This window comes from Flavobacterium sp. CSZ (assembly GCF_015350725.1).
Classification (GTDB): domain Bacteria; phylum Bacteroidota; class Bacteroidia; order Flavobacteriales; family Flavobacteriaceae; genus Flavobacterium.
On sequence record NZ_JADKPQ010000006.1, the window covers coordinates 137,214 to 155,231 of the forward strand.

The 18,018-nt window shown below is 33.6% G+C and carries 21 protein-coding genes; 4 read left to right on the top strand and 17 right to left on the bottom strand.

The annotated features are described in order from the left end of the window. Complete coding sequence (locus IRZ78_RS08860) at nt 1–1,161, bottom strand: efflux RND transporter periplasmic adaptor subunit (protein ID WP_194616176.1); 1,161 nt, start codon at nt 1,159–1,161, stop codon at nt 1–3. Between the two features lie 265 nt (nt 1,162–1,426). On the opposite strand from IRZ78_RS08860, the gene IRZ78_RS08865 reads away from it, so the two are divergent. The 3 genes from IRZ78_RS08865 to IRZ78_RS08875 are packed head-to-tail and all read left to right on the top strand — an operon-like array spanning nt 1,427 to nt 3,514. Continuing rightward, complete coding sequence (locus tag IRZ78_RS08865; protein WP_194616177.1) at nt 1,427–2,476, top strand: histidine kinase; 1,050 nt, start codon at nt 1,427–1,429, stop codon at nt 2,474–2,476. Further along, on the top strand, nt 2,473–3,204 hold the full coding sequence (locus tag IRZ78_RS08870; RefSeq protein WP_194616178.1) for a LytTR family DNA-binding domain-containing protein: 732 nt from the start codon (nt 2,473–2,475) through the stop codon (nt 3,202–3,204). Before IRZ78_RS08865 ends, IRZ78_RS08870 begins: the two co-directional genes overlap by 4 nt. Nucleotides 3,205–3,220: 16 nt before the next feature. Further along, complete coding sequence (locus tag IRZ78_RS08875; protein ID WP_194616179.1) at nt 3,221–3,514, top strand: DUF3861 domain-containing protein; 294 nt, start codon at nt 3,221–3,223, stop codon at nt 3,512–3,514. Nucleotides 3,515–3,901: 387 nt separating this feature from the next. On the opposite strand, the gene IRZ78_RS08880 is transcribed toward IRZ78_RS08875, so the two are convergent. The 11 genes from IRZ78_RS08880 to IRZ78_RS08930 form a co-directional block, all read right to left on the bottom strand. Then, a complete protein-coding gene (locus tag IRZ78_RS08880) occupies nt 3,902–4,516 on the bottom strand; it encodes a thioredoxin family protein (RefSeq protein ID WP_194616180.1) in 615 nt (204 codons plus the stop codon). 3 nt (nt 4,517–4,519) lie between these two features. Continuing rightward, the gene (locus IRZ78_RS08885) at nt 4,520–4,999 is read right to left on the bottom strand and encodes a TlpA family protein disulfide reductase (protein WP_194616181.1); all 480 of its coding nucleotides are present in this window, start codon (nt 4,997–4,999) and stop codon (nt 4,520–4,522) included. Between the two features lie 120 nt (nt 5,000–5,119). Continuing rightward, nucleotides 5,120–5,770, bottom strand: a complete 651-nt coding sequence (locus tag IRZ78_RS08890; protein ID WP_194616182.1) for an Imm19 family immunity protein — start codon at nt 5,768–5,770, stop codon at nt 5,120–5,122. Next, nucleotides 5,763–6,089: a hypothetical protein gene (locus tag IRZ78_RS08895; protein WP_194616183.1), complete on the bottom strand. Its 327-nt coding sequence runs from the start codon at nt 6,087–6,089 to the stop codon at nt 5,763–5,765. Before IRZ78_RS08895 ends, IRZ78_RS08890 begins: the two co-directional genes overlap by 8 nt. Before the next feature lie 52 nt (nt 6,090–6,141). Further along, nucleotides 6,142–6,657, bottom strand: coding sequence for a hypothetical protein (locus IRZ78_RS08900; RefSeq protein WP_194616184.1), 516 nt, complete (start codon nt 6,655–6,657; stop codon nt 6,142–6,144). A 17-nt stretch (nt 6,658–6,674) separates the two neighbouring features. Further along, nucleotides 6,675–7,262 carry a hypothetical protein gene (locus IRZ78_RS08905; protein ID WP_194616185.1) on the bottom strand — a complete coding sequence of 196 codons (588 nt, stop codon included), beginning with the start codon at nt 7,260–7,262 and terminating at the stop codon, nt 6,675–6,677. A gap of 66 nt (nt 7,263–7,328) precedes the next feature. Next, the gene (locus IRZ78_RS08910; RefSeq protein ID WP_194616186.1) at nt 7,329–8,042 is read right to left on the bottom strand and encodes a YARHG domain-containing protein; all 714 of its coding nucleotides are present in this window, start codon (nt 8,040–8,042) and stop codon (nt 7,329–7,331) included. 11 nt (nt 8,043–8,053) lie between these two features. Further along, nucleotides 8,054–8,503 carry a hypothetical protein gene (locus IRZ78_RS08915; protein ID WP_194616187.1) on the bottom strand — a complete coding sequence of 150 codons (450 nt, stop codon included), beginning with the start codon at nt 8,501–8,503 and terminating at the stop codon, nt 8,054–8,056. Nucleotides 8,504–8,543: 40 nt separating this feature from the next. Next, nucleotides 8,544–8,942 (bottom strand): hypothetical protein, encoded by a 399-nt coding sequence (locus IRZ78_RS08920; protein WP_194616188.1) that lies wholly within the window; start codon nt 8,940–8,942, stop codon nt 8,544–8,546. A 91-nt stretch (nt 8,943–9,033) separates the two neighbouring features. After that, nucleotides 9,034–9,726, bottom strand: coding sequence for an SMI1/KNR4 family protein (locus IRZ78_RS08925; RefSeq protein ID WP_194616189.1), 693 nt, complete (start codon nt 9,724–9,726; stop codon nt 9,034–9,036). A gap of 34 nt (nt 9,727–9,760) precedes the next feature. Next, a complete protein-coding gene (locus IRZ78_RS08930) occupies nt 9,761–10,078 on the bottom strand; it encodes a helix-turn-helix domain-containing protein (RefSeq protein ID WP_194616190.1) in 318 nt (105 codons plus the stop codon). Between the two features lie 165 nt (nt 10,079–10,243). On the opposite strand from IRZ78_RS08930, the gene IRZ78_RS08935 reads away from it, so the two are divergent. Next, the gene (locus IRZ78_RS08935) at nt 10,244–11,161 is read left to right on the top strand and encodes a DsbA family protein (RefSeq protein WP_194616191.1); all 918 of its coding nucleotides are present in this window, start codon (nt 10,244–10,246) and stop codon (nt 11,159–11,161) included. 92 nt (nt 11,162–11,253) lie between these two features. Here IRZ78_RS08935 and IRZ78_RS08940 read toward each other — a convergent pair whose 3' ends face one another. The 5 genes from IRZ78_RS08940 to IRZ78_RS08960 all read right to left on the bottom strand — a co-directional run bounded on the left by IRZ78_RS08940 (nt 11,254) and on the right by IRZ78_RS08960 (nt 17,664). Further along, nucleotides 11,254–13,530, bottom strand: coding sequence for an ATP-binding protein (locus IRZ78_RS08940; RefSeq protein ID WP_194616192.1), 2,277 nt, complete (start codon nt 13,528–13,530; stop codon nt 11,254–11,256). Continuing rightward, nucleotides 13,520–14,131 carry a biliverdin-producing heme oxygenase gene (locus IRZ78_RS08945; protein ID WP_194616193.1) on the bottom strand — a complete coding sequence of 204 codons (612 nt, stop codon included), beginning with the start codon at nt 14,129–14,131 and terminating at the stop codon, nt 13,520–13,522. Before IRZ78_RS08945 ends, IRZ78_RS08940 begins: the two co-directional genes overlap by 11 nt. Nucleotides 14,132–14,323: 192 nt before the next feature. Next, the gene (locus tag IRZ78_RS08950; RefSeq protein ID WP_347349818.1) at nt 14,324–14,782 is read right to left on the bottom strand and encodes a CinA family protein; all 459 of its coding nucleotides are present in this window, start codon (nt 14,780–14,782) and stop codon (nt 14,324–14,326) included. Between the two features lie 41 nt (nt 14,783–14,823). Then, nucleotides 14,824–15,480 carry a DUF6766 family protein gene (locus IRZ78_RS08955; RefSeq protein WP_194616195.1) on the bottom strand — a complete coding sequence of 219 codons (657 nt, stop codon included), beginning with the start codon at nt 15,478–15,480 and terminating at the stop codon, nt 14,824–14,826. A gap of 33 nt (nt 15,481–15,513) precedes the next feature. Then, the gene (locus tag IRZ78_RS08960; RefSeq protein ID WP_194616196.1) at nt 15,514–17,664 is read right to left on the bottom strand and encodes a catalase; all 2,151 of its coding nucleotides are present in this window, start codon (nt 17,662–17,664) and stop codon (nt 15,514–15,516) included. Nucleotides 17,665–18,018: the final 354 nt, after the last annotated feature.

Here is an 18,018-nt window from a genome sequence, read left to right on the forward strand (position 1 = left end):
TTATTTTAAGTCAGCGTAAACCGTTTCCTGATTCTGATTTTGAGCTTTAATTTCGGTTCCTTCTTTTAAAGCAGCGACTCCTTCTAATACAATTTGATCACCTGCTTTTAAGCCACTTGTTACAACGTAGTAATTCCCTGCTGTGTTTTCAAGTTTAGCAATATTGACATTTTTTGTTTTTCCGTCTTTCCCTACAGTAACAGCAAAGATTTTATCCTGAAGTTCGAATGTAGCGCTCTGAGGAATTAAGATAACGTCTTTTACTTCATTCGGGATTCTCACAGTTGTACTGCTTCCGCTTCTAATGATTCCTTTTGGATTAGGAAAACGCGCTCTGATATTTACCGAACCAGTTTCGGTATTGATTAACCCGTTTACGGTTTCAATGCGTCCTTTTTCAGGATAAGTTGAACCATCTGAAAGTAAAAGTGAAACGGCTGGCAATTGTTTGATTTTTTGTTCTAATGAAGTTCCCGTACCGCTTTGACTAAAATTTAGCAAAGCTTTTTCGTTCATTGCAAAATAAGCAAAAACGTTTCCTATACTGGAAACTGTTGTAAGAGGTTCAGTTGTATTAGAACTCACCAAACTTCCTAAACGAAACGGGATTGAACCCACAACTCCATTAACTGGACTTGTAACTGTAGTATATCCCAAATTGGTTTTGGCATTTACTAAAGCTGCATTTGCCTGGGCTACTGACGCCAAAGCCGACTCATAAGTATATTGAGCCGATTCAAGATCGTATTTACTAATGATTCCTTTTTCTACCAGTGGTTTTACTTTATTTACTGCCAGTTTTGCTGAACTTAAATCTGCCTGAGCACTTTTTATACTTGCAGTTGCTGTACGAACTTGTTGCTCATATTCTGGTGCGCTGATTTTAAATAAAGGCTGCCCTGCTTTAACAACAGCACCTTCATCAACATAAATTTTATCGATATAACCTTCTACCCTAGGGCGAATTTCGATGTTTTGCTGTCCCTGGATACTGGCAGGAAAGTCTGTATTTAATGTGGCTGATTTAGTCTCTAAAGTCAGCGTTTTATACTCTTTAACTTGTGGTGCACCTCCGGCCTGAGCCGATTTGTCATTTTTATTACCACACGATGTGATAATAACAGCTACTGCGAGAATGCTTAAAAAGGATTGCTTATTCATTGTGAAAAATGTGTAATTATCAATTTATATCGAAACAAAAGAACTAAAATATAACAAACAAAAAATTTACAATAGACGGAGCGCAAGAAACAATCGATAGATATCACATAAGAACCGATAGAAGTTTATTAATCAATAACAACACGTGTTACAACATGCTCGTCGGCTCTAAAATGGTTTTTACGGGTTCTCATACAATTTTGGGCGATTGCTTTTATATCTTCTATAAATATAATGTAATATTGTCATAAAATCATAATATAAAATGTCACCAAACTTTTTTAAACCATACATTTTCACCGGATTACATATTCTTGCCTGGCTTTTATTGGGATTTATAATGTTATTTTATATTCCTATAACCTGGAATGTAGTGCTTCCTACAGTTTTTTGGATTTGGCAAATGATTGTATTGGTTTTACTTATTATTATATTTTATTCTAATGCCAAAATCATCGTTCCTAAAACCATTATAAAAGATAGTACATCTCCTTTTTTGCTTTGGGAGTTCTGTATCATCTTTGTTATGCAGGTTATCGCCTATTTCTATACATCTCAAACTGATCTTCATACTAAAATCAGTTTGGTTTTAGGGTTTAAAAAATACAAAAATCCCTATTTTGACAATTATGTTTTCATGCTTACTTTGTTGGTTTTGGGTATTAGTACGAGCTGGGCCATGCTACACCACTGGCAAAGAGCAGCACAACACAAACAAAAACTCGAGCAGGATAAAACAATGGCCGAACTGGCAATGCTAAAAGCACAAATCAATCCGCATTTTTTCTTTAATTCGCTTAATAGTATTTATTCGCTTACTTATACCAATATCGAAGATTCACGAAGTGCACTTCATACCTTAAGCCGTATGATGCGATATTTACTGTACAGTACCGAAGGCGAAAGAACTACTTTATTAAAAGAAGCCGACTTCATGAAAGATTTTATAGCTTTAATGAAACTTCGTGCCAATAGCAAGCTTACCATAACAACAGATATTCCCGAAAAAATACACGATTACCCAATTGTTCCCATGTTGTTATTACCTTTAGTAGAAAATGCTTTTAAACATGGCGTACATGCCACAGACAAAAGTGAAATACATATTAAGCTTAGACAAAAAGAAAACAATCTTGAATTTGAAGTTGAAAATACTTTTTTCGAAAAAACAGCAACAACAGATCAAGGCGGGATTGGATTAACAAATACGAAACGCAGACTGCACTTAATTTATCCGCACAAGCATATGATGACATGCGGAATTGCCTCAAATGGCAAATACAAAGTAAATCTGCAAATAACTTTAGAACAATGATGGTATTAAAATGTATAGCAGTAGATGATGAACCACTCGCATTAAGACTGGTGGAAACTTTTATAGAACAAACTCCTTTTTTAGAATTAAGCTGCAGCTGCGATAATGCAGTTGAAGCAATGAGTTTGATACGCGAACAGCAACCTGATATTGTTTTTCTGGATATCAATATGCCCAATTTAACAGGTATGGAGCTGGCCAGACTTTTGCAGGAACAACCCGGACCATTGCCCAAAATTATTTTCACGACCGCATATAACCATTATGCAATTGAAGGTTACAGGGTTAATGCAGTAGATTATCTTTTAAAACCTTTTAGTTATGAAGAGTTTTTAAGGGCTGCCAATAAGGTTTTACAAATGTCTGAAGAAGCATCAAGTCAATATCCTTCTGTTACTGCTGATGATGAATTTATTTTTTTGAAAGTGGAATATCAATGGGTTCGAATTTCATTAAAAGACATTTTATACATCGAAAGCTTAAAAGATTATGTAAAAGTTCATCTTGAAGATACTCAGAAATCCGTAATGTCTTTAATCTCCCTTAAAGCGTTGGAAGAAAAACTCCCTGCATCAAAATTTATGCGTATCAATCGTTCTTTTATTGTTTCATTAGAAAAAATAAATGCGATCAGTAAAAATTCAATATTCATTAATAAAACCGAAATAACTGTTGGGGAACAGTACAAGGAAACCTTTAAAACCATTGTAGAGAAATGGTTGAAATAATTATAATTTAAATCAAATGGAAAAAAGATCAAATAAATATTACCTGACATTAAGCTTAAAAGAATACGCAAACGGCGAAACCGAACCGGCAAAAGAACTCGGAATACAATTTGACAATCACGACGAAGTTTTTAGCATTATTGAAAAAATAAAAGAGAAAAATATTTTTGAAGATCCTAACGAAGCGACACAATTTGCACTTGGTCTGAAATTGTTTAGCGAAATAAAACTAAAGCACCGTAAGAATCCTCTTTTTGAAGAATTGAACGAAGTGTTTCCTGTTTTTATGAAAAAGCTGAAAAGTTTGTAAAAAGTATAATAAAGACTGTTCTTTTTAGACAGTCTTTTTTTTTGTTTAAAATTAGTTGTTTTTTATTTTATACATAATGAATGTCAGCCTTAACGGAGTCGAAGAGAGTGTCTATTGAAACGGGCTTCGACTTCATCTGACAAAACCAAAGTAACCACAATCTTATCGTTCTGGGCAACGAAGGATCACAATAGAAACTCTGCAAAGTAATTTCCTAATCTTTATCGAGATTCTTTGTCGAGTTTCTATTGTGATCCTCCTGTTTCAGGATGACAAAAAATGAGGATACCACCATTTCAAAACAATAAAAGAACAATTATAAAAACATCTTTAAACAAAAAAACACCAACTTTTCAGTGGTGTTTCTTTATACGAAAATATAAAAAACTATGCTTTCGCTTTTCTTTTTACCGTACAGCCAATTTCTTTAGTTTCAGTTATAGCTGGCTTTTGATTGCTTTTTAATGATGCGATTACATCTTCGGCATATTTTGTTTTCTCTGTTTTAGTGCCTTCCGGATCATTGTCGATTGCTCCTACATACTCTACGATATTTCCTTTTGATGTTTTAGAAACAATAAAAAGATGCGGTGTATGCTTTGCTCCATATTGATCTGTAACCACTTGTCCCTGATCGAATAAATAAGGGAAAGGATATTTTTTATCTTTTGCCAATTGCTGCATTTTATCGTAAGCATCAGCTTTCGAAGCTTCAGGATCATTTGGGTTAATAGCAATTACAGGATATCCTTGCGGTTTAAATTTTTTATCCAGCTCAATTATTCTTTTTTCATAAGCCACTGCATACGGGCAGGTATTACAAGTAAAAACAACGATAAAACCTTTTGCTTTTGGGTAACTGGCAAAAGAAACCTCTTTCCCATCAACATTTTTTAATTTAAATTCAGGTGCTGTTTGTCCTGCCTTAAGCGTTGCCGTTTGTGCCTGGGCAAATAAAATACTAAATACTAGTATTGTAACTGTAGTAATGAACTTTTGCATAATTTATAGTTTTTTATATTCGGTTAATAATTGTTCGTAGGTAAATTCAGATTCGATAAATTTTCTTTGATCTTCTTTAATGAAGAGTGTTGCTGGAATACTGCCTGACCAGGATTTATCGATTCGGTCAATGTACTTTTGAGGATCGCTTTCGTTCAGTAAGAAAACCTGACTTTTCATGTTTTTTCTTTTTACAAAAGGAATTACAGCAGAGTTTAATTTTGATTTAAAATCAACGCTAACCAGCAAAACAGCGAGTTTTTCTGATTTAAATTCTGCGTTTAACTTTTCAAAATGAGGCAATTCCTTAATGCAGGGCGCGCACCATGTTGCCCAGAAATTCACTACATAAGTACTGTCTTTTCCGTTTTTGATTCTTTCGTTCAGCTGATCAATATTTAGCAGCTTTACATTTTGACTGTAACCACTTACCGAAAAAGCGAATAAAAGAAAAAGTAAAATTTTAAAAATGGGGATTTTCATACTCGTAAGGCTTAAAATTAAATTTGCCTTACAAATATAAATTAATGACCACTTACTTTTTGTTAATAAAAGTTTAATGCTTTTCAATTTAACCGCTAAGGCGTGTAGGATCGAAGATTATTATTTGAACGAATGAAGAATTTTATTCAGCTCTTTTACATCTTCCTCATAGCGCGAGTACTTTATTACATTTCTCACACTGTGATTTTCATTATTTGTTATACCAATTTCAGCTGTTTCCTGAAATGAAGAGTCCATTATTAAACCATTTAAAATACAATTAGCAATATATTCAGAATGCGATTCAAAATTAGGAATAGCTTCCAGATGTTTTATAATTGTTGGTTTTAAGACAGATTTCTGATTTTCCTGTATTCCTGTCATTGGTAACAGAAGCAAAAAGAAAATGTTTTTTTTTTCAAAAGCCAGCAATTCATTCAATGTTAAAAACCAAGCTTCAAAATGACCTCCTAAATTACCAATATAAATATCATTCAGAAAAAAATTGATCTCATATTCCTGAAATTCAACAGCAAAATTTAAATTATCTGTTAGATTCCCCGCAATATATCTTGGGTTTTCTTCGATCGATTCATGATTAAAAAATGATCTTTCCCAATTATAAAATTCGGTTTCATTGGTTTCTATAACATCAACTGCTTCATCGATATTAATTTCTTCTTTATCATCAAAACCTCTGAACCAGCATAAATAAAACTTCCAGAAAAAAGCATTTTCCCTGATTTCTTCTATATTTATTTCGTTATTCATTCTTTAAATTATCTTGTGGAGTCCACATTTTAAAGAATTTGAACATTTTTGGATATTCTTCTCTGGGTACAAATGCCAAACAAACTTCCTGATTATCCAAAGCAGATTCAGTTAATACAATATTGTCCGGTTCTTTCTGTGCATTTTTAAATTCTGTTTCAGAAACAACACAAACTACTTTTTTAAAGATTCCGTTGATCCAGGTTTGCATGTTTTCATTCTGTTCAAATCTTCTAAAACAGGCTAAAGAAGCGTGCGCGGTAATTACAGGAACCAACTTATCAGGAACACCCTGTTTTACTAAAATGTACATTTTCATATTATTATCTTTTTAGAGCTTATCCCCTGTCTTTTTATATTTCGAACAAATCTTATTCTATTAAAATTGCAATAACCTCATCAATCGAATATTCAAAATAGTTTCCGTCTTTATCTTTGTTTCTTTGAAATAAATTAAGTCTGAATTTATTAAAATTAATTTCCAGAAATTTCATAAAATATCCATTTCCGTAAACTGTATTCTGATAAAACCTTGAAAAAAAATCTGAAACATGTTTGGTATTAATTTCTTCAAAAGTTTTTAATCTTCTTACTATTTCATAGACTTCCTCTTTGGTAAGAGAATTTACTTTTTGCGGGTCTGGTAACGAAATATCGAAAGCCAGATTTTCGGCACCCTCTTCTTCCCACCATTCCCACAAATTAAATTTCGACATCTCTTTACCTGTCATGAGATGAAGTTTTTCTTCGAGTTTTTTATATTCTATATTCTCTTCATCTCCATTTTTTTCACAATAATCTGTGTAAACCAAAATTGATTTTAATACTTCAGGATAACGGTTTTCTGCAACATCAAATTGAGGCTCTATTTCTTTTCGTAATTCCACTATTTCTATTTTATAACTTATACTTCCACTTTAAACTGATAATTAAAATCTGCTGTATAATCTGGTTTTTCAGTTGATGGTTTCAAAACAAATTCAAAAGTGGGTTCCATGCTTTCAAATTCTTTTATTTCGCCTGAAACCGTTTCTATTTCTGTAAGCTGTTTTGTTAATCCGGCTAACACAGAAACTGTATACCAGCCATTTGGTAATTCTATCGTAGCATTTTTGAATTTCTTTAAGGCTTCGACTGTTGGTGTTGCAAAATTTCTTAGATAAGGAATTGTATAAAGGTAAATTCGTCCGTTGACTACTTTTAAGCAATATCCGTCACGCTGATGCTGAAGTTCATTTTCTGGTTTTAAAAGCTCCGGAGTTTGAACCGAAAGATTGAAGTATATGGTGTACGGATGATTTTCAATTCCTATCATCGGTACCATTACTCCTTGTTCTACAACCTGATCACCAGTTTCTTCTGTAGTAAATTCCGTAAGCAAATCATCAGGCAAATTATTTTCAGTTTTATACTGCAATAAATAATCCGGATCGCCTAAAATGAAATAATCCATTAAGTCATTTAAAACTTCGTCGAATTTGTATAGAGACATATTGGTGATTTTATGTTGTTGTTTTAAATTTTGATTTTCTAAATGATCTAAAAAAAAATCTATTCTCTAGCCTGCTACATTCATTTTTATGAATTTCAGCGTGTCATTTTTCCATTCAAATCCCCACCAAAAAGAAAATTCATCAGAGAACTCGCTTGGGTACAAAGATTCTGCAATATCAGATCCTCCTCTGCTGCTATATTGTACTGTTACATGATTCTTTTCTATCTTTAGCTCATACGTCATTACATAATCACCGTTATCAATAGTTACACTATATAAACCTTTATTTTTTGACCAGTTTACATCCTCAAGATTTAATTTTGTTAAAGCTTCAGTAATATTTTTGTATTGCTCGTTTTGGGGTGTAAATGAATATTTATTTTTTAGGGTAACTTTATCATTACTCAATATTGTAGCTTTAAATATCTTTAACTCATTCATTAACTTATCACGATCTGTTTTAAGTTCAGCTGTTCTTTGCTTAAATAATTGCAAATTTTGCTGTTCAATTGTGTTGTAAACAATTTTCTCATTCTCATTGATTGGTTTATACCATTTTTTATCAGAATAGTAACTGTCTATTTCAACACTTTTGAATTTATATCCTTTTCGGGCGTATAAATCATTGGTAAGAAAACGCAATTCATCTGCGCTTAAGTTTTTTATTTGTTCTTGTTTTATTGTTTTAGACAAACAAGTTTCACAGTCATTAATTGCCTGCGATTGTGCTGTATTAGCAAATAAGATTACCAGGAGTATTAATTGTAATTGCTTCATTTTTGTATTAATTAAAGATGTAATGCTAAAGAATCTAATTTTTTATATTCTTGCTTCAGCAATATTTCTAAAGGTTTTATCTTAGTATAATTTACAGAATCCTCTTCTCTATTGATCAATTTATATTCTTTATCTGCATTTATTGTTATTACAACATCTGAACTATCATACTGAATACGACGTTTACCACTATTAATATGCTTAAAATCTACCAACTTTATGCTATTTATTATTTTTTTCCATCTATCGCTGGATGTAACTTCAGATCTGGTTTTTGTTTCTTTATAATTTGCCCATAGGTACTTTGTCGAATCTTTTGAAATTAAAAGACTGAAACTGGCAGCGCCCTTACCTCCATTTTCGATACTATAAGAAACGGAATAAATAGTGTCAGCAGTATTTCGTTTACAGGAAACAATTGCTATTAAAAACAACACAAATAAGATTAAAGGTATGCTCATTTTTTCGAAACTAAATTATCAATAATTAATTTTAAATTGTTTAGTTCCTTACGATTACATCAGTATTGTCTACAAATAATAGTTGCTCCATATTATCCATTTTAGTAAGTGATAATATGCCATTTTTGTTTTCATTGATTGCATTTATTCTAAAACAAAATTCATTTCCGTCTTTGTCCATTAATGTTATAAATTCAATAGTCTCAGATAAATAATTTTGACAGGAGTGCGAAATGGTATAGCCATACATTACCTTAAAAATGTTTTTATTATAGTTGTAGACTTTTCCATCCTGACTGAAAACCCATTTCGTATCCCGGTTTTGATCCATGTACCAGGTTCCGATAATTTTTTTTGATGAAGGGTCTTCACTTTGATTTTGTCCTGAGATTGTAGGTATTTGCAATAACAACAGTAAAATTAAAAATAGTTTTTTCATCATTTTTAGTGTTTAATGGTTTGTTTGATATTTATTTTGAAAGTTTCCTTTTTTGAAAGTTTCCTTCTTACAAAAATAATATTTATTACCACTACTCTTCTTCATATTCCCCGTCATCATCATACGAAAGATAAGACCAGTCAATATCTAAATTCTCTAAAATACTATCGAAACGATCCTGATGGCTTGTTCCTATAAAAGCTGCCGTGCAATTATTATCTTGATCAAAAGACAGACTGATCAGCTCATTGTAATGTTCAGTATATACTTTTTGATTATCACGACTTATATCCGGTATTAAGATCCAGTTTTGCTCAACAAACTTTACAATATCTGAATCAATTCCACCAAAATAATTTCCGTTATATTTTAGTCCGCCCAAAGTGCCATTAAAAACAGCCATAAAAAGAAAAAAAATCTCAGTGGTTTGGGTTTCAATTTCCCAGTCCGATTTTTCAATGGTATCATAATTGCCATATATTGGCGGATTATCTAACTTTAAATCTTCTTTTTTGATTCCCCAAAATGCTACAACTTGGTTTTCTTCGTAAATAACCAAATATCCATCTTCTGAATAACCAATTTCGCTTTCTAGTTTCAAAAGCCTGTTAAAAGAGTGATTTAGGTTTTCTTCTTTTCCTAATTCCAGATAATATTCTTTAAGTTTTGCCGGAAGCGTTACCTCTAATTTTTTTTCAAGTTCAAGAATCTCAGCTTCCGAAAATCCATAATTTTCATTTTCCGAAAGGTTATAAAGGCGTTTAATTTTTTGTATTATGGTCATTTCAATTATTGTTTAAATCTAAGTTGCGCAGAGATTACCTTTCCAAAAAAAACTCCAATTGCTTAAAAACCGGAATCAAAGATTTTCCTTTTTCAGATAAATTATATTCGATATGAAGTGGTTTCAGCTTGATCACATTTTTGTCTAAAATTCCAAAATCTTCCAGCTCGCGAAGCGCCACGGCGATCGATTGTTTGTTAGCGCCTTTAATCTCTCTTAAAAGTCCGTTGAAGCGCAAAGGACCATTAACCGCTAGCAAAAAAATCTGTGGTTTCCATTTTCCGGATAACAATTTTAGAAGCCCTTCTGCCGGACATTCATTTTCTTTTTGAGATTTATTTTCTATAGTCATATTTTTTAGACTAATTGACTTGTGATTAAAGATGAGCGAAGTTTGCAGTAAAATTATAAAATTAAAAACCGAAGCGTAAATTTAAAACAGTTATTTATGAAAATGCTGTCGCTATTATTAATCCTGATGTACAGTTTTAGCTGCCAATCACAAACAACCTCAAAAATGAACGAAAACAAAATAAATCCATTATTATGCGATCCCGAAACCGGAACATGCGAAATGCCTGTTGATGAAAAACCGAATGAAAATGGCACAATTACGACAGAAAGCAAACCGGTAAAAATAGTATACTACACAGATCCTATCTGCTCTTCGTGTTGGGGAATTGAGCCACAATTGAGAAAACTAAAACTCGAATATGGCGACTATATTGAGATTGATTATCGAATGGGGGGCCTATTACCCGACTGGTCATACAACAGCGGCGGAATAAGCAAACCTGCAGATGTAGCACATCATTGGGATGAAGCAAGTTTGCATTACGAAATGCCTATCGATGGAAATGTATGGCTTGAAGATCCTCTGGATTCTTCTTATCCGTCTTGTATTGCCCTGAAAGCGGCACAAATTCAGAGTAAGGAAAAAGCAATAAAATTTATGCGAATTCTTCGTGAGAAATTGTATCTCGAAAAGAAAAATATTGCAAAATGGGAAAACATTGCCCAGGCCGCTGAGCTTGCCGGTCTTGATCTCAATAAATTAAAAACCGATTATGATGGTCAGGCAAAAATTCTTTTTCAGGACGATTTGACTTATGGGAGAACACTTGGCGTAAGAGGTTTTCCTACTTTGTTTTTTTCTGATGCAAATAATAATCAGCTAACGGTTTACGGTTCTAAACCTTACGCATCGTATGAAAACGCTATATTAGCTTTATATCCTGATGCTAAAAAGAAACTATTTATAGTTGCAAATTCTTTAGCCCTTTTTGAAATTTATCCCACTTTGGCTCCAAAAGAATACGCTGTGATTTTGGATAAATCGTATTCTGAAGCGACAACTATTTTAGAAAGCTTATACGAAAAAGGAGAATTGAATAAAAAATCAATCAGGAATGGTTCACTTTATAGTAGAAAATAACCTAAAAATAAAAAGTCGCAAAGGCATTCATCTTTGCGACTTTTATCAAATCCTTTTAAACTCTTAGTTAACTCACTAACAACTAATTAAGCTCAATTAACAATAAGGGAATCTTTTGGATCACAAGGGAAATAAATCGTAATTTCTGTTCCTTCATTCAGTTTACCAACTGCGCGGATATTTCCGTGGCAGGTTTGCATAATTTTTTTGCATAATGCCAGTCCAACACCTGAACCATCGTATTTTTCGAGCGTATGTAGTCTGGTAAATATTTTAAAAATAGATTCGGCATATTCCTGTTCGAAACCAATACCGTTATCAGTAAAAGTTACCCAATTACAATATACTTTATTAGAATATTCATTGATTTCCGGTTCTTTTGAAGCTGTTACCTTAATCAACGGAAGTCGGTTTACAGAGGCGTATTTTAATGAATTTTGCATGATATTCGAAAATAACTGCTTCATCAAAAATGGAACTGCATGCACTTCAGGAAGACTTTCGCATTCAAAAGTGGCTCTATTTTCCTCAATTATCTCTTTCATATCCTGCAAAGTTTCTTCCATAATCGTATTAAGGTTTACTTTTTGAATGGATTCTTTGGTATGTTTTATTCGGGTATATTTAAGGATATCTATCAATAAATTCTGCATTCTATTTGCCGATTTGGTCACTCGCTGTAACGAATCTATTATCGCCACAGAAGGGATTTCGGTAGTATCTGATAATACTTTCGAAGCAATAAACTGAATCTTACGTAAAGGTTCCTGCAAATCGTGCGTACTAATCCAGTTAATGTTTTCCAGTTCCAGATTTGTTTCTTTCAATACATCACTCAGATTTCGGTATTTCTCCTCTTCTTCACTAAGCAATAACATTATAATCTGATTATGAAGAGAATGTGCATAACTTGCCGCCGCATTTAGCTCCGGTTGTAACCAGGCTTTACTTTGATGTTTTATAATCTGTTTCCATAAATTGAATGAATTTCTGGGATGCAGTCCTTTACTATCGATAATAATGGCTTTTTCAGGATCTCCAGCCCAATTGATCACAGCAACCGTTTCCGGCCTGTACCAAATAATATTGTTGCCATCGCCCAAAGCATAATAAATTATTCCGGAAACATCCTCGTAACTTTTTAAATCTGTTACAAAATTGCTCAGTTTATTGGTACTGAATGTTTTTCCATACTCGTTATCCTGCATACTCATGATGATCTTTTCGATCTCCTGATCAGATGGCGTTACTCCGTTTTTATACGTTTTACGTCCAATACAAATAGAAACTCCGGTAGCATTACAAAGCTTTAACAATTCAGGATTAGCGCAAATAATCTCGAAAGAGTCATGTACTAACGGAAGATTTAAATCCGTTAATCGTTCCAGAGCTTTATTGGTTTTACGGGCAATCTCATATTCATCATTCGATTGTCTTAAATCGATTTGAGAAGTAATAAACTGTCCCTGAAGTTTGGCTGCCAGTCTAATTTCGGGAGAAATATTTTTAGGCGAATAATGATGACAGGCAATAAGTCCCCACAATCTGCCATGATGAATAAGCGAAATGGTAAGTGTAGCGCCAACACCCATATTTTTAAGATACTCTACATGAATTGGCGATGTGCTACGCAGAGACGAAAGACTCAGATCAAGATTTTTATTTTCTTTATCATCTATGGTAAAGATAGGAACCGGTTCGTAACCAATATCAACAATAAGCCGCAAAAGATTTTTCATATACAATTCTCTCGCCTGCACAGGAATATCAGTATGAGGATAATGAAGTCCTAAAAATGGCTCCAGATCTTCTCTGCAATCTTCGGCAAAAATTTCGCCGTTATAATCCTCATCAAAACGGTAAATCATTACACGATCATATCCTGTTATTTCCCTTGTTCCCTCTGCAACAAGTGCGCATAACTCTTTTAATGATCGGGTATTATTCATATTAGATACAAACTGAATGGTCTGCGCGTAAATATTGGCCAATTGTTCTTTACCTGTAGATTGAGGCTCTGCTTCAAGCACATAAATAGCACCGGATTTATGTATTGTAATCTGAAATGCTACTCCTTTTAATTGCACTTCAAGCGGAAAAACAAGTTGCTCTTTTTGATTGTGTACATAATCATAAAGCTCTTTTTGTGCTGGTGCTCCAAAAATTTTACTGAATTTATGTCCTAATAATTCATCGTACGTTAAATCGAGAAACAAATTAATATTGGCAGTACAAAATTCAATTTTCCAATCTAAATCAATTCCCAACAAAAAACCATGCGGCTGAATACTTCCCGGAATATGTATGGGTTCATGCTCACAATTTGTTAGTGTGACCAAATCGCGGTTAACAATATCCTTAATCTTCATTCTTGACAGTTTTCGAAAAATGGTTGTAAATCGTATCAAAAGCATAAACAGCACCATTTATGATCTCGTCCTGGCAATTATTCTGCTGTTGGTATGTTGTAAGCTGGTTTAAAAAAGTTTTCCAATAACTTCCTGTTTTATTACCATAACCTGTAAAATACGAAACTCCCTGCTGCTGATCTAATCCCGGAATTGTTTCAATATTTTTTAGAATAAAACGCCCTCCAAGCGAGGATCCTTCTATAACATAGAGAATACCCAATGCAAATGGAACATTTATAACCTTATTGCTAAAAACCCAAACTGTATTATTTTTTGTGTAATATAAAAAAGAAAGATCTTTATTTATTAATTGCGTTTTTTCTCTTTCTGCTAAATCTGTAATATGATCTTTTAGCAAAGGAAAAACAATTTCCTGAGCACTATAATGTACATCATACATTAGAGATAAATAATGGCAATAGTCAGCTATCTTCATTTGAGGAGAAAGTATAGATGCTGAAACCGGAAGACTTTCAAGCTTTTTATGCGCTGTTGCTGTTTGATTTTTTAGCTTATCTAAAAAATCAACATTTATAGTGGAATCTAAATTGTTAGTCATTGTAGTAGATTGTAGAAATATAAATTAATTTTGGACGATATGCCATCTAATTCATGTTTTTAGGTAATGTGAAAAACACCATTATGGCATTCTGGTAAATGTAGCATTTTAATCGGTAAAAATTTAAACGGTTTATTTAAAATAACATTTTACTGTGCATTTAAAGGCCTAAAACTGATTTAAATCTTATATTTATACCTCTTCCAAAATCAATTCTGAAACTGCATCAATAGCCTGATCAACGATGCTATCAGGTTTTCCTTTAAATGTAAATTGTCTAGCGATTTCCTTATCGGGAAAGATAATATGAACAAAAATGGTTCCTACAGGTTTGCGTGGGGTTTCACTTCCACCCGGCGTTGTGAGCCCGGTTAAGCCAACACAAATATCAGACAGAACATAACGATGGAAATTCTGTGCCATTAACTTGGTAACAATGGCTGATTCTGCGGTATGTTTTCTAATCGTTCCCTGCGGAATCAAAAGCAAATCTTCTTTCATTGAGGTATGATAACAAACCATTCCACCAATGAGGATTTGTCCCGAATTGATCACGGTCGAAAATTCATAACTTAATTTTCCTGCCGAGGCACTTTCTACAAAAGCGATGGTCCAATTTTTTTTTATTAGAGCCTGGCAACATGCAGTCACTTTTTCTGAGGCCATATTATTATCTAATTAATTATACTTATTTATTCTCCTGTTTCGCTATGAGGCGCGTCTACAGGTTTAGATTGTGAAGATCCTTTTTGTCTTAAAAAAATAGACAATACTATAATGGCAAAAACCGAAAGAAATTCGCTTTGCCAATTCTGAAAAGATTCAAACCAAAATCTTGATTCTCCCAGATAATCCACCAAAGAAAGTTGTGGATTTCCTTTTAAAACATTCGCTGTATTTTCGTCTTTTAAACTTCCATAAAAATGAAGTACAAAAGAAGCAAAAAACAGCAAAAACAAACTGATTGTCAATGAGTTTTTATATAGCCAAAGCCAAACTCCTCCTTTTTTCACCGGCCATGGTGCGCCTTTTCGGTTGGGTGAAGGCTCACGGTCAACTTCTTCATCTCCATCAAAACCTTTAGATTCTGATGATCCTTTTTGTTTGAGAAAAATAGTAAGCCATACTAACAAAGCCATTTGTAGAAACTCACTTTCCCAATTTTCGAAAGTCGCTTCTATGAAATGTCCGGTGGTCAGATAATTGCTCATCGTAACTGCATGACCACCGCTTTCTAAAAGCTCTTTGTTATATTCTTCTATACCAAAAAATATCTGACCTATAAAGGCACCGATAAAAAGTAACAGAAACACAATGGACAAACTGTTATGGTAGAAAAACTTTTTCATTTCCTGCTTATTAGAAATTACATTTCAAAAAAATTATTCTTTTTTTAATAACTCTTCTCTTTCCCAGAAACGGTGTCTTCCCATTGCTTTTATAAAAGAAGTGGCCAAAGCCTTATCCCCTATTTTTTCGCTGGTTAAAATTCCCGCATCTTTGTGCACGTCGTCTTTTAAAGGAAGAACCTGAACGCCCTGACCTTCGGCTGCGATAAACTTACAGTGATGGTAAGCATCTTTTATAAATTCACCTACTTCTTTCTTGTTTTTAAGTGCTAAAATTCCTTTTCCTGCCGGAATATAAACAGCATCAAACAATACCGAAGCGGCAATAAGATAACTTTGATCTACAGCAATTTCCAGACCTTCTTCTGATACAATTGTACCTAAATGCGGTGCAATAATTACAGCTTTTGCTCCGGCATCTTGTAAGGCCAGTTTCATGGTTTTTACAGATTCGGCATTTACACCTTCTGCACATAAAAAAGCAACTTGTCTTGTGGCAATTGTATTCGAAATAGTTGGATTTTTCAACATACTTAAAGCATCCGAATTCTCGATAGATTGTTTTACTTCTCTCGGCTCTTGTTTCCCTTCATCGTCAGCTCCAACACCGTGATTAATTGGTTTTTCAAGTTCAGTTGGTACATTCATACCTAATGCCTTACCTACTTTTGCCGCCAGATTTTTATCGATTTGAGAAATTAATCCCAACATACGTTCTCTAATGGCTTTTGTTTCTACTTTTCCAAGTTCAAAAGACAAAGCCTCTCCAATATGGTTTTGCTCAATTGGCGTTTGGCTGTTGAAGAAAAGTTTTGCCTGACTAAAATGGTCTGAGAAACTCTCGCTTCTTTCACGTATTTTTTGCGCATCGATTCGTTCGTTGAAACTACTAAAACCTCCCTCGTCTATTTTTGCCTGAAACGGACAACCACCGCCTAATGAATTAGGATGATAACTCACACGACCGGTTGGAATTTCCTGGCGCATATGTCCGTCACGCTGATTATTGTTCATAGGCGCAACAGTACGATTGATTGGGATTTCATGAAAATTAGGACTTCCTAATCTTGATAATTGTGTATCTGTATAAGAAAATAATCTTCCTTGTAATAATGGATCATTCGAGAAATCGATTCCAGGAACTACATGTCCTGGGTGAAAGGCAACCTGCTCTGTTTCTGCAAAAAAGTTATCCGGATTTTTATTCAGAACCATTTTACCTATAATTTGCACGGGAACCAGTTCTTCCGGAATTAATTTGGTTGGGTCCAAAAGATCAAATTCGAATTTATGTTCGTCGGCTTCAGGAATGATTTGTACGCCTAATTCCCATTCAGGAAAGTTTCCGCCTTCGATCGCTTCCCATAAATCCTGCCTGTGAAAATCGGAGTTTTTACCTGATATTTTTTGTGCTTCATCCCAGGCTACAGCGTGAGTTCCTAATTTAGGTTTCCAATGAAATTTCACGAAATGCGATTCGTTATTTTTATTGATGAATCTAAAGGTGTGAACTCCAAAACCTTCCATCATTCTTAGACTTCTCGGGATTGCCCTGTCGCTCATTACCCACATAATCATGTGCATCGATTCTGGCATTAGGGAAATAAAATCCCAAAAAGTATCGTGAGCAGATGCTGCCTGAGGCATTTCGTGATGTGGTTCGGGTTTTACTGCGTGTATTAAATCAGGAAATTTCATGGCATCCTGAATAAAAAAGACAGGCATATTGTTTCCTACCAAATCATAATTTCCTTCCTGTGTGTAAAATTTAACCGAGAATCCGCGTACATCACGCGCTAAATCGGTTGAACCTCTTGAACCTGCGACAGTTGAAAAACGAACAAATACAGGCGTTTTGATGCTTTTATCGTTAAGAAAACCGGCTTTGGTATATTTCTCCATCGACTCATACAATTCAAAATAACCGTGAGCTGCCGAACCTCTTGCATGTACGATTCTTTCGGGAATACGTTCGTGGTCAAAATGGGTAATTTTTTCTCTAAGAATAAAATCTTCCAGTAAAGATGGTCCTCTTTCACCAGCTTTTAGTGAATTGTTGTTGTCATTAATTTTCACTCCCTGATTGGTGGTCAGAAATTGATTCTCAGCATTTGATTTATTAAATTCTAAATCTCTTTGTTTTTCATCAGCATGATCCTGACTTGGTTTCTTTGAATTTTTCATTTTTTTGATAGTTGTTTAGGATTTTTAAAATGGCTTTAAAAAGTAGTTTATATTCTCATTTAATAAGTCATTAAAGTAGTTAGGGAGAATTATAAACTGTAACAAGCCTGACAAATGTAGGGTACAATACAACCAACTGCTTACATGATTATACGCAAAAATTACATCATTTAAACGTTTGATAATCAGTTACAAATACTAATTATTCCTTTTAGAAAATAGATTTTTGCCTTTCCTCAAAAGTTATATCATTAAACAAAAAACTTACATTATAAGGTGCTGTTAATTATACAATTAGAATATGTTTTTTTGTAAAAAACAAGCAGCATTGAGGAAGTAGATTTGTACCATAAC

What these genes read in the sequence shown, in the direction of transcription:
- IRZ78_RS08860 (WP_194616176.1), bottom strand. Translation starts at nt 1,161, where the DNA reads ATGAATAAGCAATCCTTTTTAAGCATTCTCGCAGTAGCTGTTATTATC.
- IRZ78_RS08865 (WP_194616177.1), top strand. Translation starts at nt 1,427, where the DNA reads ATGTCACCAAACTTTTTTAAACCATACATTTTCACCGGATTACATATT.
- IRZ78_RS08870 (WP_194616178.1), top strand. Translation starts at nt 2,473, where the DNA reads ATGATGGTATTAAAATGTATAGCAGTAGATGATGAACCACTCGCATTA.
- IRZ78_RS08875 (WP_194616179.1), top strand. Translation starts at nt 3,221, where the DNA reads ATGGAAAAAAGATCAAATAAATATTACCTGACATTAAGCTTAAAAGAA.
- IRZ78_RS08880 (WP_194616180.1), bottom strand. Translation starts at nt 4,516, where the DNA reads ATGCAAAAGTTCATTACTACAGTTACAATACTAGTATTTAGTATTTTA.
- IRZ78_RS08885 (WP_194616181.1), bottom strand. Translation starts at nt 4,999, where the DNA reads ATGAAAATCCCCATTTTTAAAATTTTACTTTTTCTTTTATTCGCTTTT.
- IRZ78_RS08890 (WP_194616182.1), bottom strand. Translation starts at nt 5,770, where the DNA reads ATGAATAACGAAATAAATATAGAAGAAATCAGGGAAAATGCTTTTTTC.
- IRZ78_RS08895 (WP_194616183.1), bottom strand. Translation starts at nt 6,089, where the DNA reads ATGAAAATGTACATTTTAGTAAAACAGGGTGTTCCTGATAAGTTGGTT.
- IRZ78_RS08905 (WP_194616185.1), bottom strand. Translation starts at nt 7,262, where the DNA reads ATGTCTCTATACAAATTCGACGAAGTTTTAAATGACTTAATGGATTAT.
- IRZ78_RS08910 (WP_194616186.1), bottom strand. Translation starts at nt 8,042, where the DNA reads ATGAAGCAATTACAATTAATACTCCTGGTAATCTTATTTGCTAATACA.
- IRZ78_RS08915 (WP_194616187.1), bottom strand. Translation starts at nt 8,503, where the DNA reads ATGAGCATACCTTTAATCTTATTTGTGTTGTTTTTAATAGCAATTGTT.
- IRZ78_RS08920 (WP_194616188.1), bottom strand. Translation starts at nt 8,942, where the DNA reads ATGAAAAAACTATTTTTAATTTTACTGTTGTTATTGCAAATACCTACA.
- IRZ78_RS08925 (WP_194616189.1), bottom strand. Translation starts at nt 9,726, where the DNA reads ATGACCATAATACAAAAAATTAAACGCCTTTATAACCTTTCGGAAAAT.
- IRZ78_RS08930 (WP_194616190.1), bottom strand. Translation starts at nt 10,078, where the DNA reads ATGACTATAGAAAATAAATCTCAAAAAGAAAATGAATGTCCGGCAGAA.
- IRZ78_RS08935 (WP_194616191.1), top strand. Translation starts at nt 10,244, where the DNA reads ATGAACGAAAACAAAATAAATCCATTATTATGCGATCCCGAAACCGGA.
- IRZ78_RS08940 (WP_194616192.1), bottom strand. Translation starts at nt 13,530, where the DNA reads ATGAAGATTAAGGATATTGTTAACCGCGATTTGGTCACACTAACAAAT.
- IRZ78_RS08945 (WP_194616193.1), bottom strand. Translation starts at nt 14,131, where the DNA reads ATGACTAACAATTTAGATTCCACTATAAATGTTGATTTTTTAGATAAG.
- IRZ78_RS08955 (WP_194616195.1), bottom strand. Translation starts at nt 15,480, where the DNA reads ATGAAAAAGTTTTTCTACCATAACAGTTTGTCCATTGTGTTTCTGTTA.
- IRZ78_RS08960 (WP_194616196.1), bottom strand. Translation starts at nt 17,664, where the DNA reads ATGAAAAATTCAAAGAAACCAAGTCAGGATCATGCTGATGAAAAACAA.